The organism is Alcaligenes sp. NLF5-7 (genome assembly GCF_024266725.1).
Taxonomy (GTDB): domain Bacteria; phylum Pseudomonadota; class Gammaproteobacteria; order Burkholderiales; family Burkholderiaceae_B; genus Alcaligenes; species Alcaligenes phenolicus.
In genome coordinates this window covers 2,333,199-2,347,736 of the sequence record NZ_CP100755.1, presented here as the reverse complement: position 1 = coordinate 2,347,736, position 14,538 = coordinate 2,333,199, and the positions used below count along the sequence as shown (strand labels likewise).

The 14,538-nt window shown below is 58.6% G+C and carries 15 protein-coding genes; 13 read left to right on the top strand and 2 right to left on the bottom strand.

Going from position 1 to position 14,538, the window contains the following annotated elements:
• Window positions 1-196: 196 nt before the first annotated feature.
• Window positions 197-1,738 (top strand): nitric oxide reductase transcriptional regulator NorR, encoded by a 1,542-nt coding sequence (norR, locus tag MID00_RS10785; protein ID WP_022983615.1) that lies wholly within the window; start codon window positions 197-199, stop codon window positions 1,736-1,738.
• A complete protein-coding gene (locus MID00_RS10780; protein ID WP_009458784.1) occupies window positions 1,731-2,429 on the top strand; it encodes a Crp/Fnr family transcriptional regulator in 699 nt (232 codons plus the stop codon). The genes norR and MID00_RS10780 overlap by 8 nt, the downstream gene beginning before the upstream one ends.
• Window positions 2,430-2,437: 8 nt before the next feature.
• On the opposite strand, the gene MID00_RS10775 is transcribed toward MID00_RS10780, so the two are convergent.
• Window positions 2,438-3,241 (bottom strand): SUMF1/EgtB/PvdO family nonheme iron enzyme, encoded by an 804-nt coding sequence (locus tag MID00_RS10775; protein WP_161808945.1) that lies wholly within the window; start codon window positions 3,239-3,241, stop codon window positions 2,438-2,440.
• Window positions 3,242-3,414: 173 nt separating this feature from the next.
• On the opposite strand from MID00_RS10775, the gene MID00_RS10770 reads away from it, so the two are divergent.
• Window positions 3,415-3,885 (top strand): nuclear transport factor 2 family protein, encoded by a 471-nt coding sequence (locus tag MID00_RS10770; RefSeq protein WP_009458783.1) that lies wholly within the window; start codon window positions 3,415-3,417, stop codon window positions 3,883-3,885.
• Between the two features lie 61 nt (window positions 3,886-3,946).
• On the opposite strand, the gene MID00_RS10765 is transcribed toward MID00_RS10770, so the two are convergent.
• Window positions 3,947-4,603: a TetR/AcrR family transcriptional regulator gene (locus MID00_RS10765; protein WP_009458777.1), complete on the bottom strand. Its 657-nt coding sequence runs from the start codon at window positions 4,601-4,603 to the stop codon at window positions 3,947-3,949.
• Between the two features lie 143 nt (window positions 4,604-4,746).
• On the opposite strand from MID00_RS10765, the gene MID00_RS10760 reads away from it, so the two are divergent.
• The 10 genes from MID00_RS10760 (at window position 4,747) to MID00_RS10715 (ending at window position 14,399) form a co-directional block, all read left to right on the top strand.
• A complete protein-coding gene (locus MID00_RS10760; protein WP_254498818.1) occupies window positions 4,747-6,096 on the top strand; it encodes an NAD(P)/FAD-dependent oxidoreductase in 1,350 nt (449 codons plus the stop codon).
• The gene (locus tag MID00_RS10755) at window positions 6,093-6,845 is read left to right on the top strand and encodes a DUF1365 domain-containing protein (RefSeq protein WP_254498817.1); all 753 of its coding nucleotides are present in this window, start codon (window positions 6,093-6,095) and stop codon (window positions 6,843-6,845) included. Before MID00_RS10760 ends, MID00_RS10755 begins: the two co-directional genes overlap by 4 nt.
• Complete coding sequence (locus MID00_RS10750) at window positions 6,842-8,113, top strand: cyclopropane-fatty-acyl-phospholipid synthase family protein (RefSeq protein ID WP_022983617.1); 1,272 nt, start codon at window positions 6,842-6,844, stop codon at window positions 8,111-8,113. The genes MID00_RS10755 and MID00_RS10750 overlap by 4 nt, the downstream gene beginning before the upstream one ends.
• Window positions 8,106-8,675: a chalcone isomerase family protein gene (locus MID00_RS10745; RefSeq protein ID WP_022983618.1), complete on the top strand. Its 570-nt coding sequence runs from the start codon at window positions 8,106-8,108 to the stop codon at window positions 8,673-8,675. Before MID00_RS10750 ends, MID00_RS10745 begins: the two co-directional genes overlap by 8 nt.
• 13 nt (window positions 8,676-8,688) lie before the next feature.
• Window positions 8,689-9,984, top strand: a complete 1,296-nt coding sequence (locus MID00_RS10740; protein WP_254498816.1) for an MFS transporter — start codon at window positions 8,689-8,691, stop codon at window positions 9,982-9,984.
• On the top strand, window positions 9,981-10,541 hold the full coding sequence (locus MID00_RS10735) for a DUF3833 domain-containing protein (protein ID WP_003801994.1): 561 nt from the start codon (window positions 9,981-9,983) through the stop codon (window positions 10,539-10,541). The genes MID00_RS10740 and MID00_RS10735 overlap by 4 nt, the downstream gene beginning before the upstream one ends.
• 5 nt (window positions 10,542-10,546) lie before the next feature.
• Window positions 10,547-11,338, top strand: coding sequence for an SDR family oxidoreductase (locus MID00_RS10730; protein ID WP_254498815.1), 792 nt, complete (start codon window positions 10,547-10,549; stop codon window positions 11,336-11,338).
• 12 nt (window positions 11,339-11,350) lie between these two features.
• Complete coding sequence (locus MID00_RS10725; RefSeq protein ID WP_254498814.1) at window positions 11,351-12,910, top strand: cryptochrome/photolyase family protein; 1,560 nt, start codon at window positions 11,351-11,353, stop codon at window positions 12,908-12,910.
• A 26-nt stretch (window positions 12,911-12,936) separates the two neighbouring features.
• On the top strand, window positions 12,937-13,398 hold the full coding sequence (locus tag MID00_RS10720) for a short-chain dehydrogenase/reductase SDR (RefSeq protein ID WP_009458762.1): 462 nt from the start codon (window positions 12,937-12,939) through the stop codon (window positions 13,396-13,398).
• A 98-nt stretch (window positions 13,399-13,496) separates the two neighbouring features.
• On the top strand, window positions 13,497-14,399 hold the full coding sequence (locus tag MID00_RS10715) for a TIGR01777 family oxidoreductase (RefSeq protein WP_022983620.1): 903 nt from the start codon (window positions 13,497-13,499) through the stop codon (window positions 14,397-14,399).
• Window positions 14,400-14,538: the final 139 nt, after the last annotated feature.

The following is a 14,538-nucleotide window of genomic DNA, read 5'->3' as shown; positions in this document are numbered from 1 at the left end:
ACCGAAGCACACGCCTTGTAGCGATGTTCTGCTAAGTCGGGGGTCATGTCATAGTCCTTAAAAATGTATGACAAAACATCTAAAGCAAAGACCGTGCCAAGTTCTGGACGACATAGATCAAAGGATTGCAATCAGCCTGGGTATAAACTACCTCGACAAAACTGGGTATTTTTCACCATAAGGGTATTTTTCACCCATGCTAGATCTCTTGATTGCCGACCTTGCCACCGAGATTCCGGGGCCTTTACGCCTGCAACGCATGGTGCATTTGCTGGCACGGCACTTTGGCTGTGATGCGGCGGGTTTGCTGAAGCTGGACGACACGGTGCTGCGTATTGTGGCGGCCAGTGGCCTGGGCCATGACACCTTGGGGCGACACTTTGTCATTGCAGATCACCCCCGACTGGCGCGGATTTTGCACTCCCCCAGCCTGACCCGCTTTGAACCCAACTGTGCCCTGCCGGACCCTTATGACGGCCTGCTTGATGACAAGCTGGGCCAGCCCCTACCGGTGCATGATTGCGTGGGAATTACCGTGCAAGTCCAGGGCACGCCCTGGGGCATTCTGACGCTGGATGCCTTGCGACCAGGGACGTTTTCAGCCTCCAAGCTGGTGGAACTCAAGCACTGGTGTCTGGTGTTGGAAAGCGCAATTCGCATCAGCGAGCTGGAAGAAGAAAACCGCAGCTTGCGCCTGCTCTCCACCTTGCCGCCCGATTACCTGTCGCGCAATAACTCGGCCGCCATCATTGGCAACAGCAAATCCCTGCTGGAGGTCATTCAATTGCTGGACACGGTGGCCACCTCCGAGCTGCCTGTGCTCTTGCTGGGTGAAACCGGCGTGGGAAAGGAGTTATTTGCACAACGCCTGCACCAACGCTCACCACGCCACAACAAACCCTTGATCTACGTGAACTGCGCTGCCCTGCCCGAGTCTCTGGCAGAAAGCGAGTTATTCGGGCACGTAAAGGGCGCATTCTCGGGTGCCCATGAAAATCGGGCCGGGCGCTTTGAAGCCGCCCAAGGCGGCACCCTGTTTCTGGATGAAATCGGCGAGTTGTCTTTAACGATACAGGCCAAACTGCTGCGTACTTTGCAGAACGGCGAGATTCAGCGCCTGGGGGCGGACCACCCCATCAAATTGAATGTACGTCTGGTTGCTGCCACCAATCGTGATCTGAGCCAGCAGATCGCCCAAGGTGGATTCCGGGCGGACTTGTTTCACCGTCTGTCGGTTTTCCCCCTCACGATCCCCGCCTTGCGCGAGCGCCATCAGGACATTCTGCTGCTGGCAGGCCACTTTCTGGAAACCAACCGTTCTCGTTTGGGATTGCGCGGAATTCGCTTATCCCCCGACGCAGAAACCGCTTTACTGGCTTATCATTGGCCGGGTAATGTTCGCGAACTAGAACATTTGATCAGTCGGGCAACCATCCGCCTGCTGGTCGATGCGCCAGATCGTAACCAAATATTTACGCTTAGCGCCGATAATCTCAATTTGTTACCTTCTACCCACCAGCCTGTCGCAACGACCAGTACGGCTATTGGTGCACCTCGCCAATCCTTGCGTCAGTCCGTTGAGCAACTGCAAAGCCAGCTGATCCGGCAAGCTCTGGATGAGACCGACGGTAACTGGAGCCAGGCTGCCCGGCAGCTAGGCATAGACCCCAGCAATCTGCACAAGCTGGCCAGCAAACTAGGGCTTAAAACCCGCTCAGAAAGCTTAAGTGATGACTGACATATCCTACCCCTCCTTGTTAGCCAGCCTGCCCGTTTTCTCCCAGCTGGACGCAGCCAGCATTAACGAACTGTGGCAGGAGGGGCGCCTGATCCACTACGACAAGGACAGCCAGGTCTTTCGTCAGGAACAAAGCAGCGACCACTTTTTTGTTCTGCTGCAAGGCCTGATCAAAGTCGTACGCACCATGCCCAATGGCTCACAACTCCTGGTACGTTTTGCCTTGCCCGGCGACGTAATTGGCATTGCCCCTGCCCTGCGCCGTCGCAACTATCCGGCAACCGCCATTAGCGTAACCACCAGCGCCGCATTGGCCTGGCCTGAAAAGTCCTGGGACAGCCTGACGCAACGCTTTCCTTGCCTGCTCAGCTCTGCACAAGACACGGTCGCGCAACGACTAAGCGATGCCGATGATCGCCTGCTGGAAATTCATAGTCTGGAAGTGGAGCAGCGACTGGCTCACAGCCTGCTGCGCTTGATTCGTCAGGTGGGCCAAAGCGGTGCACAAGGGACGTCCTTGAGTATTCCGGTAACCCGGCAAGATCTGGCTGACCTGGCCGGAACCACCTTGTACACGGCCAGCCGCGTCGTCAGCAGCTGGGATCATCAAGGTTTGATTCTGGCAGGCCGCAAGCAAATTACGATTGCGGACCTGGACAAGTTTGCACAAGCGGTTCTGGAACGCGGCTAAGCGCAGGTTTAGTCTTCAGTGACCAGACGCAGACCCAAGTAACGCGGTGGCACACCCACCGAACACGCCCCGGTTTTTGGGTCGCGAATAAAGTCGGGCATCACCGCAATGTGCTCGCCCCCCAGGGTACGGACACCGCAGTTTTCCAGGCGAGACTCTGCGCGCGGCACGCTGATGCGGTGTACCCGGACATGGCAGGTATTGGTCCATTCAGCCACCTGCCCACCCGCATCAAACACCCCATAAGCATTGGCAACGCCCTGCCCCAAAGGCGCCAAGGGCACCTCTTGCTCCTGTTTGCGCTTGTAGCTTTCCTGATATTCCTGCAGCCACAAAGCGGCCTGCTCATTCTCATCCAGCCCACCCTGCGCCGATTCAGGTACTTTCTGATCGGCGAAATAGCTCCATTCCAGATACTGCGGCAAACGGAATGTCTTGCCTGTACGCTCGCTTAACCAGGCAGCGTAATCCTGTCCGTCCTGCCAGCTCACCCCGACAACCGGCATATTCTTGGCCTGCCCTCGACCCACTGCATCTGCAGCCTTGCAACGTTCTGCACGAACGCACTGATCGTACTCGTACTGGCTGACTTGATATTTCATCGCTTTCAGGGTCGGGGCCGGGGCATACATCACCGTATCGGACGCGACCAGGCGGCCATCGAGCAAGTACTCGCCAGCCTGCATGAGCTCACGGGCCGGGCCAGCCACTTCCACCAGTTCGGGCAAAGCGGACGGATTGCTGGACTCCCCAGCCGAACATCCGGCCAAGATGGCCGCTAACAGCACGGTTCCCGCTACACGACTTTGCATTGTGAACTCCCAAGAGACAGCCACCATTGAAACGTAGCCAGTGGTTCATGTCCTTGCGCCAAGGCAAACAGCGTCCTTAAGGCATCAAAATTCTCCGCTCACACGTTCCTGCCCCTTCCTTGAGCCTTATACTGCTGGTCTCCCATCGCTCCTTGAACCCTCGGGCCAAAAAAATGAATGCTGACTTGACGACAGGTTCCGAAGATATGGCGGCGGCAGTGCGCCGCATTGTCCATCTTTATCAAGGGCTGACGCCAGACCGGCTATCCGAGCTGGAGGTCTGCTATGCGCCTGACGCCCATTTCAAGGACCCCTTCAATGAGGTAGAGGGCGTTGCAGCCATCCGCGGCATCTTCGAGCACATGTTTACAGCGTTGCACTCGCCACGCTTTGTCATTACGCAGCAGATCGTCCAGGACCAACGAGCCTTTCTGGAATGGGAGTTCCGCTTCTGCATCAAACGCTGGAAGCCGGATCTTGAACACTGCATCCGGGGAGCGTCAGCGCTGTCCTTTGATGGACAAGGTCGGGTGACCCATCATCGAGATTATTGGGATGCGGCAGAGGAGCTTTACGAAAAGCTACCCATGCTGGGTTTATTGATGCGCTGGCTGCGACGTACGATGTCCACATCGGAAAAGTAGCCCCCCTCACACTCCGTACCCAACACCGGCAGGGGGTGCCGGACGGATTCCGGAGACTGTCTTACTGTGCCAAGGACGTACGGCCCGAGCCTGCCAGACCATCAAAGGTGGTGCTGCTCACCCATTCAATGATCTGCTCGTGGGTGTACTGCCCCGACTCTTTGAGAAGGCTCACCACAGGGTCACATGCACGCGCAAACAAGGTGTAGAGCACCAGCTCGACTGGCAGACCCGATTGCAGGCTGCCTGCCGTCTGCGCCTCGATAATCCAGGTGCTCAGACGATTACTCAAGGCAATCAGGCGATCCATGTACTCATCATTTGACTGGAGCGAGGCGCTAAGGCTTGAGTTCTGCGCGGGCAGCGACGGCATTTCCCCTTGCAACTGGGTATCCATCGTCCAGCGCACCACAGATTTGAGCTGATCAATCGCCGTAATGGGTTGGCCTGCTTCTGCAGCATCCTGAGCCTGTTTGCGCAGCTCATCCACAAAAGCCAGGGCGCGATCGAGCACGCCCACCATCGCCGCAGCGGCCAATTCTTCCTTGGACGTAAACAGCTTATATAGGCTGGCCTTGGCCATGCCTGCCTCGGCGGCGACTTGGTCGACCGTCATGGCATCGTAGCCTTTGGTCGCCAAAAGACGGTTAACAGCGGTCACGATGGCTTCTACGCGTACGCGCTGGATTTGTTCTTTGATTGAGGATCGAGCGTTCATGAGTTCTATTTTAGGACGAATGAGATCATCTTGCATACCAAATAGTGCAAAAATATTATTTAAGGTTTATAGTTTGAACTAATGAGTTCACTGTTTGATCTTTCCGGTTCATAACCTCCTGCGCAACACCCCAAGGAGCTGCCATGCGTCGTATCGCTGTAATCGGTTCGGGCATATCCGGCTTGGCCGCTGCCTATCGTCTTGCTCACTCCCAAGACACGCATCGCGTCTGTCTGATTGAAGCCAACTCTTATTTCGGCGGACATGCCAATACTGTCGAGCTCAGCCTGGATGGTATTAGTCACGGGGTGGATACCGGTTTTTTGGTGTTCAACCACCGCACCTATCCCCTGCTCACAAAGCTATTCAAGGAGCTGGAGGTAGAGACCGCCCCCTCGGAGATGTCCTTCTCCGTGCAGATTCCCCACCCTGATGGCAGACCGGGGCTGGAATGGAGCGGTAGCTCTCTAGGCAGCGTGTTTGCACAGCGCAGGAACTTGATAAGCCCACGCTTTATTGGCATGTTGCTGGAAATTTTGCGCTTCAATCGTCTGACGACGGATATCGCCCAGCGCCAGCTTGAGTCACAACTCAATACGCCCATAGAAACCTTTCTGGATCTGCATGGCTTTGGCAGCACATTTCGCAACAACTACCTGTTGCCCATGATTGGCAGCATCTGGTCTTGTCCGACCGATCAAATGCTCCGCTTCCCCGTCGCTACCCTGATTCGCTTTTGTCACAATCACGGACTAATCCAGATCACCAACCGTCCCCAGTGGCACACCGTTCGAGGCGGCTCTCAACGCTACGTACGCCGCATCATTGAGCGACTGCAAGAGGACGGCCGCCACGAAATCCGATTGAACGCCCCTGTGTTCAGCCTTAAACGTGAAGCCCAAAGCGTCATGGTAGAAATGCCTCACGGTACCGAGCAGTTCGATGCTGTCGTGCTGGCCTGCCATAGTGATCAGGCATTGCGCCTGCTGGGCCAGGACGCAACCCAGACAGAGCGTGCCGTGCTGGGCAGCATTCGTTATCAAGCCAATGAAGCCGTATTGCATACCGACACTGCCGTCTTGCCACAGCGCCAAGCCGCCTGGGCGGCCTGGAACTATGAACGCGCCAGCTCGGCGGCTTCAGAGGAAACCGGAGTTTGCCTGCATTACCTCATCAACCGCCTTCAGCCACTGCCCTGGCAGCAAGCCGTCGTGGTCTCGCTCAATCCGGCCCGTCCCATAGCCGCGGACAAGGTACATGCGCGCATTACGTACAGCCACCCAGTCTTTGACCATGCCGCCATCCTGGCACAACAACAGCTTGAAAAGTTGCAGGGCCAACGCCGGACCTGGTTCTGCGGTGCCTGGTGCGGCTACGGATTTCACGAGGACGGTTTGCGTTCGGGTCTGAGCGCCGCTGACCAGGTTCTGCTATCCCTGAACCGTGCAGAGCAGGCGGCCCACACTGATCTCAGGCAGGAGGAAACCGTATGAATGCCTCCGCTCTCATTGGCTTTGGTCATATCTGGCATCGGCGGCTGCGGCCAGTCGAGCACGCCTTTCATTACCCTGGTTATTTCCTGCTGCTTCCCATGCGTAGCCTGCGGGAACACCCAGTCCCCGTCCTGCGCCGCAACCAACGCGGCTGGATCAGCTTTCATGACAGCGATCATGGCAATGGCGGTAATGACGCTCTGGCCTGGTTTGAATCTCTGTTAGAGCAGGAAGGTATTGAGGATGCGGATGGCGAGATCTGGCTGCATACCTTTCCGCGCGTCCTGGGTTATGTCTTCAAGCCCGTGAGCTTCTGGTACGCCCATCGGGCCGACGGTTCGCTGGCGGCGATTCTGGCCGAAGTCAACAACACCTTCGGTGAGCGTCATGCCTATCTCCTGGCAGGGCCGCATCTGGGCTGGGATTGCGAACAAGTTGCCAGCAAGCAATTTCATGTCTCCCCGTTTTGCGAAACCCACGGCGAGTATCGCTTTCGATTCTCGCGCAATGAAACTACCAACCTGGCGCGCGTCGATCTGTACGACGACGCAGGCCCCCTGTTACGCACAGGTGTTCAAGGAACGCTACACCCCCTGAATGTGGCTACCGTACGCAGGGCATTTTTTGGCACGCCGCTGATGACCCTGGGGGTCATTGTTCGCATCCATTGGCAAGCACTACGCCTGTGGGCAAAGCGGCTTCCCTTCCATCGCAAACCACCAGCGCCCAAGCGCTCTGTCACACGATGAATACAAGCACCGCCACTCTCTTGAGCAAGTCCGCAACAGCAAGCAGCGACTTGTCACCTCACGCGAACCGCGTCCTGAAGCTCTTGACGCATTTGCCTCATGGCCAGTTGGAGCTTCAGTTGCCCGATGGGCAAGTGCGGCATTTTCCCAAGCAAAATGCAGTGGAACCCGACGCCTGCTGCGCAATCGGGCAGTGGGAGGCGCTGGACCGCATCTTGAGCTCGGGCGACATTGGCTTTGCGGAAGGCTATATAGAAGGTCAATGGGACACCGATGACCTAAGCGGCTTGCTGCGTCTGTGCATCCGCAACCGCAATCACCTGGAACAACTGGTGTACGGTCACTGGTGGGCTCGACTGGGCTTCAGACTGCGCCATATGCTTCACCGCAACACGCGGGCGGGCAGCGCTAAAAACATTCATGCTCACTACGATCTGGGCAACGACTTTTATCGACTCTGGCTGGACCCAAGCATGAGCTACAGCGCTGCCTGGTTCGAAGGTCTTGACGGCTCGGCCTTGCACGAGGCTGATCTGGAGCAGGCTCAAGGCGCAAAAACCAGACGGGCGCTGCGTGAGACGGGACTGCAGCCGGGGCAACGACTGCTGGAAATTGGCTGTGGCTGGGGAGCGCTTGCCCAGACAGCGGCCACGGAGTTCGGCGCGCAGGTGACAGGGGTCACCTTGTCACGCGAACAGCTTGACTGGGGCATGCAGCGCATAAGCAAAGCCGGCCTGCAGGAACAGGTTGATCTGCGTTATCAGGACTACCGGGATCTGGCGAAAGAACACGCGGCGCAGCCCTTTGACGCCATTGTCTCCATTGAAATGTTCGAAGCTGTCGGGCATGAATACTGGCGCACCTACTTCAAGACTTTGCATGATTGCCTCAAACCGGGCGGCTATGCCTGCGTGCAATCCATCACCCTGCGCGAAGACCTTTTTGCCCGTTATTTGCACTCCTCCGACTTTATCCAGCAATTCATTTTTCCCGGAGGGCTGCTGCCCAGTGTCACGGCCTTCGAGCGCGAGGCCCAGCGAGCTGGCCTGACCGTGGTCAGAGCAATGAGCTTTGGCAAGGATTACGCCGAAACACTCCGACGCTGGCGTCAGGCTTTTGAGCAAAAGCTCGATGCAGTCCGCAGCCAGGGCTTTGACGAGCGCTTTGTTCGCATCTGGCGATTTTATCTGGCCTATTGCGAGGCTGCCTTTGATATGGGCAACACCGATGTAGTCCAGTTCACCCTGAGAAGGCCTGACCATGACTGATATTCGACGACGCCAGGCCCTGATCGTGGGCATCAGCCTTCTCGCCCCTACCCTTATTGCCATGACCCCTAATCTCTCGGCGGCCGCAGCGGCTGTCCCCCAGGAGCTGCGCTCCACCCTGCCCTCTGCCCATCTTGTTGGCAGTGGTCCCATGCGCTTTTTTGGACTGCGGGTTTACGAGGCGCGCCTGTGGGCAATGCCGGACTTCGAGCCCAAAGAGTATGCACGCCAGCCCTTCGCCCTGGAGCTGATCTATGACCGCAAACTGGAAGGCGAAGCCATTGCCGAGCGCTCAGTTGCCGAAATGCGACGTGTGGGCAGTTTCTCCGAGCAGCAGGCTCGCCAATGGCTGCTCCTGATGAAAAAGGCTTTTCCGGATGTCCTGGCACAAGATCGCCTGCTGGGCGTGACAGACGGAACCGGCGATGTCCGCTTTTTCCATAATGGACGTGAAACCGCCCGTATTCAGGACGCAGAGTATGCGCGCCTGTTTTTCGGAATTTGGCTGTCTGAGCAGACTTCTGCACCAGGCTTGCGAACAGCCCTCTTAGGCAAACGCTGATAAAGGCGCAACCATGCTCCCCCCAGGCTCCCGCCCCTTAAAGCCGCTGCATTGGCGTACGGGACTCTCCTATGGAAGTCTTGGCCTGCCGCTGTCGTTCGTGTCGCTCCCTTTATATGTGAACCTGCCGCATTACTACGCGGCGGTGGCCGGGGTGCCGCTGGCGGGCCTGGGCGCCGTGCTGCTGGCTACCCGAGCCGTTGACGCGGTGCTAGACCCTGCGCTGGGAAGGCTGGCCGATCGTCTTTTGCATCGAGGCCTGGGCCAGGCCTGGCTGGCCGCTTTGTTGGGCAGCATGATTATGGGCTTGGGTTTTGCAGCACTGTGGCATCCTCCCGAGGGTGGCCCACAAGAGATGTTGATCTGGCTGGCACTCAGCCTGCTGGTATGCACCTTGGCCTATAGCGCCGTAAGCATCTTGCATCAGGCCTGGGGGACTCGCTGGGGTGGTGATCCCAATTGGCGTGCGAGTGTCACCGCATGGCGTGAAGGCGCCACGCTTCTTGGTGTCTTGCTGGCCAGCGTATTGCCCACCTGGTTAGGCTTTGATGCGACCAGTGTCGTGCTTTTTCTAGCCTTGGCCATAGGCCTGTTCGGGCTACATCGCCTGCCGCTCGCTACCGCCCACCCCATGGATTATGCACTTGGGCACAGCAGTTCTGCATCAAGCACCTCACCCTGGGCTGATGCCAGTTTCCGCAGGCTGTTATTCGTCTTCATGCTCAACGGCGTAGCCGCCGCCATACCCGCTACCTTGTTGCCCTTTTTCGTGGCAGACCGCCTGCAGGCCCCGGAGATGCAGCCGCTCTTTCTTCTGTGCTATTTCGGCGCCGCCGCGGCAGGGCTGCCTTTATGGGTACGGGCTGTCTCGCGCTGGGGACTGGCACCCAGTTGGCGGGCCGGCATGCTGACAAGCGTTGTCGCCTTTTCCCTGACACCCTGGCTTGATGCCAGCGACGGTGACGCCTTCCTCGTTATCTGCCTGGCAAGCGGGCTGGCTCTGGGCGCGGATCTGGCCTTGCCAGGCGCCCTGCTGACCGGTGTCATCCATGAATCCGGTCAGGGCGGCTCGGGCGAAGGACGGTATCTGGGCTGGTGGACTTGTGCTGCCAAGCTCAACCTAGCCTTGGCAGCCGGTCTGTGCCTGCCCCTTCTTTCCGCCCTGGGTTACCAGAGCGGCACAAGCGACCCGTCTGGCCTGCAGGCGTTGGCCTGGGCTTATGGGGGCCTTCCCTGCCTGTTCAAACTATTGGCGTGGGCTGGCCTGTGGCGCGCCGAGCATCTGCACTCATCCTGGAGACTGATATGAAACTGACAAACAGCCTTGTCTCAACCCTGCCCTGGCGGCGCGTTGCCCTGGGACTGACACTCATGGGCACACTGGCCGGATGCGTGGGACCCACGGTCCAGGACTATGCCCAGGAACGCCCTGAACTGGACCTGCGTCAATATTTCAATGGCCCCTTAACCGCCCACGGCCTGTTCACAGACCGTTCCGGCAAAGTGGTCAAGCGCTTTACCGTGCGCATGACGGGCACCTGGAAGGGCGATGAAGGCGTGCTAGACGAGCACTTTGTCTACAGCGATGGCACCACTCAGCAACGGATCTGGCATTTGAAGCATCTGGGTGATGGCCGCTACAGCGGACGCGCTGACGATGTGGTCGGCCAGGCCCAGGGCCAGACCGCTGGCAACGCCTTTCATTGGAATTACGTGCTGGCACTGCCGGTGGACGGCAAGGTCTGGAACGTGAACATGGATGACTGGATGTACTTGATGGATGGCCGCACCATGCTCAACCGCGCTGCCATGAGCAAATTCGGCGTTCATCTGGGGGATGTGACACTGTCCTTCATGAAGGAGTAAGTGTGATGACACTGCTACACGCAAAACTCAATCCGCCGCTCAGTCACTGGCAAGGAAAATACGCCTGGATTGTCGGTGCCTCATCAGGCATAGGCAGAGCCACCGCGGAGGCGCTTCATGCGCAAGGCGCGCAGGTCATCGTCTCGGCCAGAGACACCGATGCGCTGCACGAGCTGGCCCAAGGCCGGGAGAGGTTTGTCGTCGCCCCGCTGGATGTCACCGAACCTGAAACGCTGGCTGCGGCCAAGCTGAAAGTACAAGCCTGCGTCGATATGGCGCCCGATCTGGTGCTGTATTGCGCAGGCAGGTACCTGCCCCAACGGGCGACCGAGTTCAATCTTCTGGAGATGCAGAAACATCTGGCAGTCAATTATGTGGGCGCGCTGCATCTGCTCGATGCGGTCATCCCGATGCTGCTTGAGGCCGGACGCGGCCACCTGGCCCTGGTGGGTAGCGTGGCGGGCTACCGCGGGCTGCCAATGTCCCTGGCCTATGGGCCCACCAAAGCCGCACTGAATAATCTGGCGGAGAACCTCTATTTGGATCTGCACCCGTTGGGACTGGGCATTTCCATTATCAACCCCGGTTTTGTAGACACCCCGCTGACCGTCCAGAACAGCTTCAAGATGCCCGCGCTCATCACCCCAGAAGAAGCAGCCCGTCATATCCTGCATGGCTGGAAACAGGGACAGTTTGAAATGAACTTCCCCCGTCGTTTTACCCGCTGGGTAAAGCTCATGCGATGCCTGCCCGATAGCTGGTACTTTTCGGCGGTACGTCGTGTCACTGGAATGTAAACGCAGCCGCACATGGAGTCAGCACACCCCGCGCACTACCGCGCCCACACTCTGCGCTTGATACTGGGCGACCAGCTCAACCCACAGCACAGCTGGTTCCAACAGGTGGACAGTCAGGTGGTCTATGTACTGATGGAGGTGCGTCAGGAAACCGACTATGTCTTGCATCATGCACAGAAAATTCTGGCCATTTTCGCTGCAATGCGTGACTTTGCGCAGCAGTTGCGAGCCGCTGGCCATCGTGTGCGTTATGTGACATTTGAAGACCCCAGCAACCGTCACTCCATCACCGACAACCTGACGGCGCTCGCGGCGCATTACGGTGTCCACCAGGTGCAATGGCAACAAGCCGACGAATGGCGACTGGATACTCAATTGCAACAGTGGGCAGACACGCAGTCCCTGAGTTGCTCAGGGGTGGATAGTGAACACTTTCTGAGCCGCCGCGATGAGCTGGCGACCCAGATGCGCGGTCGACGCCAATGGCTGATGGAGCATTTCTATCGCCGTATGCGTCGCCGGTACCGGTTGCTGCTGGACGACCATGAGCAGCCGGTCGGTGGCAAGTGGAACTTTGACCATGAGAATCGCAAACCCTGGCCCGGCACTCCGGCTGAACCCACCGACTGGCGGCCCTGCCACGACCACAGTGTGCTTTGGGAAAAGCTGCAGCGTTGTGATGTGCCCAGCTTTGGCGATCCCCAGGCCAACGCCTTTCGCTGGCCGCTGAACCGCCAGGAAGCACGGCACTGTCTGGAGGCCTTCATCACCCATGCTCTGCCGCATTTTGGCGACTACGAAGATGCCATGTCCAGCCGAGCTCCTCGGCTGTTTCACTCGCTGCTCTCGTTCGCCCTGAACGTCAAAATGCTCCACCCGCTTGAGGTGCTGGAACGGGCCGAACGGGCCTGGCGAGAGGAACAGGCCCCCTTGGCTGCCGTGGAAGGCTTTACACGCCAGATCCTGGGTTGGCGCGAATACGTACGCGGCATCTACTGGGCTCACATGCCGGGCTACGAAAGCCTCAATGCATTCGGGCATGATTTGCCACTGCCGCACTGGTTCTGGACTGGGAACACCCGCATGCGATGCCTGAAACAGTGCATTCAGCAGTCCTTGCACAGCGCTCATGCTCACCATATCCAGCGCCTGATGGTGATTGGCAACTTTGCTCTGCTGGCCGGACTCGACCCGGCTGCTGTCCACCGCTGGTATCTGGGCATCTATATTGACGCTTTTGAATGGGTGGAACTGCCCAATACACTGGGTATGAGTCAGTATGCCGACGGTGGCCTGATCGCCACCAAGCCTTACATCAGCAGCGCCGCCTATTTACAACGCATGAGCGACTACTGTCAGGGTTGTGCCTACAAGCCCAAGGAGAAAACAGGGCCACACGCCTGCCCCTTCAATGCCTTGTACTGGGATTTCCTTGCCTGCAATGCCCAAGAACTGGGAGGCGCGGGACGGATGGCATTGATGTATCGCCAATGGCAGAAAATGGCCCCCGAGCAACAAGTTGCCCTACGCACCCACGCAGGGCAACTGCGCAAGAACCTGGATACTCTGTAAGCCACCCACACTGACCGAGGCATGACATGCAATCCCTGCCCACCGCTTACCGTGCCCTTATCCTGGGCAGCTCCGGCGCCATGACCGCCCAGCTGGCCGCCGATCCTCGCTGCGGCGAGCTGGTTAGCCTGCATCGGCGCAGCACACCCGCCCTGGACTTCGATCAGCCCGAGACGATTGCCACAGCGGCCCAAACCTTGAGCACACAAGGACCCTGGCATCTCATCGTGCTTGCCACCGGCATGCTCAGTAGCCCTACCGGGGGTCCTGAAAAGCGCTTGGCCGATCTGAATGCCGCCCACCTGATGGCCAACTTTAGCACCAACGCGATAGGCCCGGCCCTGGTACTGGCCCATTTTGCACCGTTGCTCCCCAGACACGAGCGCTGCACCCGGGCACTGTTACCTCAGCCTTGTCGGCGCCCTTTCGGGGCGCTCAAATCGGCCGCCCGCCTGCCGATGCGGCGCAAGCCCTGCTGGCCACGCTAGACACACTCAGCTCAAAGGACAGTGGTGGTTTCTGGGCCTACAATGGTCACGGACTGCCTTGGTAAGTTCTTTGCTCACCTTCACACACGGAGAATTCCATGCGCATCCTTCTGACAGGAGGCACGGGCCTCATTGGACAGGCCCTTTGCCAACACTGGCAACAATACGGCCACGAACTCTGGGTGTGGAGCCGAAACCCCCAGCAAGTCCCCCAATTGTGCCCAGGCGCAACGGGTATCGCGGTGCTGGACGAGCTCAATGGCAGCGCGCCGTTTGACGCGGTCATCAACCTGGCCGGAGCTCCCATTGCCAATCAACGCTGGACTGAGGCACGGCGCCAGCTTCTATGGCAAAGTCGGGTCGATCTGACACGCCGTCTGGTGGACTGGATGGGGCGACAAGCGTCGGTGCCCCCCGTCTTGATCTCGGGCTCCGCGGTAGGCTGGTACGGGGATGGCGGCGAACAGCAACTGACTGAGGCCAGCGCACCCGGCAACAAGGACTTTGGGAGCCAACTTTGCGTGGCCTGGGAGCAAGAGGCTGAACAGGCTCGCCAGTGGGGGGCGCGCGTGGTCTTGCTGCGCACCGCGCCCGTCTTGGCCAGAAACGCCGGGATGCTAGCTCGGCTGCTCCCCTCGTTCAAGCTAGGATTGGGTGCCAGACTAGGTGATGGTCAGCAGTGGATGCCATGGATACACATTGAAGACCAGGTCGCTCTCATCGACTACCTTTTGCACAGTCAAAGCTGTGAAGGCCCCTATAACGCGTGTGCGCCGCAGCCTGTGCGCAATGCGGAGTTCACCCGCATCCTGGCGCAAGAGCTGGGCAAGCCAGCCCTGTTTCATGCCCCGGCCTGGGTGCTACGGCTGGCATTGGGAGAGATGTCTGTTCTGCTGCTGGGCGGACAACGACTGATTCCGCAACGCGCCCAGCAAGCAGGTTTCAGTTGGCGTCACCCTGAACTGTCCGAGGCCTTAAGGGATGTGCTTAACAAAGCCTGAACGGATCGTTTACAGAGGTGGTCTTGCCATCTTGCCCATCAAAAAACGGCGTACGCTAAGGTTCGGGCATCGCCTTTGCCCAAGCCGTCCCGAGCAAAAGCCACACACCCCCTGTCCGTGACGCCCAAGGGCCCTGCCA

What these genes read in the sequence shown, in the direction of transcription:
- MID00_RS10750 (WP_022983617.1), top strand. Translation starts at nt 6,842, where the DNA reads ATGAATACAAGCACCGCCACTCTCTTGAGCAAGTCCGCAACAGCAAGC.
- MID00_RS10715 (WP_022983620.1), top strand. Translation starts at nt 13,497, where the DNA reads ATGCGCATCCTTCTGACAGGAGGCACGGGCCTCATTGGACAGGCCCTT.
- norR (WP_022983615.1), top strand. Translation starts at nt 197, where the DNA reads ATGCTAGATCTCTTGATTGCCGACCTTGCCACCGAGATTCCGGGGCCT.
- MID00_RS10745 (WP_022983618.1), top strand. Translation starts at nt 8,106, where the DNA reads ATGACTGATATTCGACGACGCCAGGCCCTGATCGTGGGCATCAGCCTT.
- MID00_RS10740 (WP_254498816.1), top strand. Translation starts at nt 8,689, where the DNA reads ATGCTCCCCCCAGGCTCCCGCCCCTTAAAGCCGCTGCATTGGCGTACG.
- MID00_RS10780 (WP_009458784.1), top strand. Translation starts at nt 1,731, where the DNA reads ATGACTGACATATCCTACCCCTCCTTGTTAGCCAGCCTGCCCGTTTTC.
- MID00_RS10725 (WP_254498814.1), top strand. Translation starts at nt 11,351, where the DNA reads ATGGAGTCAGCACACCCCGCGCACTACCGCGCCCACACTCTGCGCTTG.
- MID00_RS10755 (WP_254498817.1), top strand. Translation starts at nt 6,093, where the DNA reads ATGAATGCCTCCGCTCTCATTGGCTTTGGTCATATCTGGCATCGGCGG.
- MID00_RS10730 (WP_254498815.1), top strand. Translation starts at nt 10,547, where the DNA reads ATGACACTGCTACACGCAAAACTCAATCCGCCGCTCAGTCACTGGCAA.
- MID00_RS10760 (WP_254498818.1), top strand. Translation starts at nt 4,747, where the DNA reads ATGCGTCGTATCGCTGTAATCGGTTCGGGCATATCCGGCTTGGCCGCT.
- MID00_RS10735 (WP_003801994.1), top strand. Translation starts at nt 9,981, where the DNA reads ATGAAACTGACAAACAGCCTTGTCTCAACCCTGCCCTGGCGGCGCGTT.
- MID00_RS10770 (WP_009458783.1), top strand. Translation starts at nt 3,415, where the DNA reads ATGAATGCTGACTTGACGACAGGTTCCGAAGATATGGCGGCGGCAGTG.
- MID00_RS10775 (WP_161808945.1), bottom strand. Translation starts at nt 3,241, where the DNA reads ATGCAAAGTCGTGTAGCGGGAACCGTGCTGTTAGCGGCCATCTTGGCC.
- MID00_RS10720 (WP_009458762.1), top strand. Translation starts at nt 12,937, where the DNA reads ATGCAATCCCTGCCCACCGCTTACCGTGCCCTTATCCTGGGCAGCTCC.
- MID00_RS10765 (WP_009458777.1), bottom strand. Translation starts at nt 4,603, where the DNA reads ATGAACGCTCGATCCTCAATCAAAGAACAAATCCAGCGCGTACGCGTA.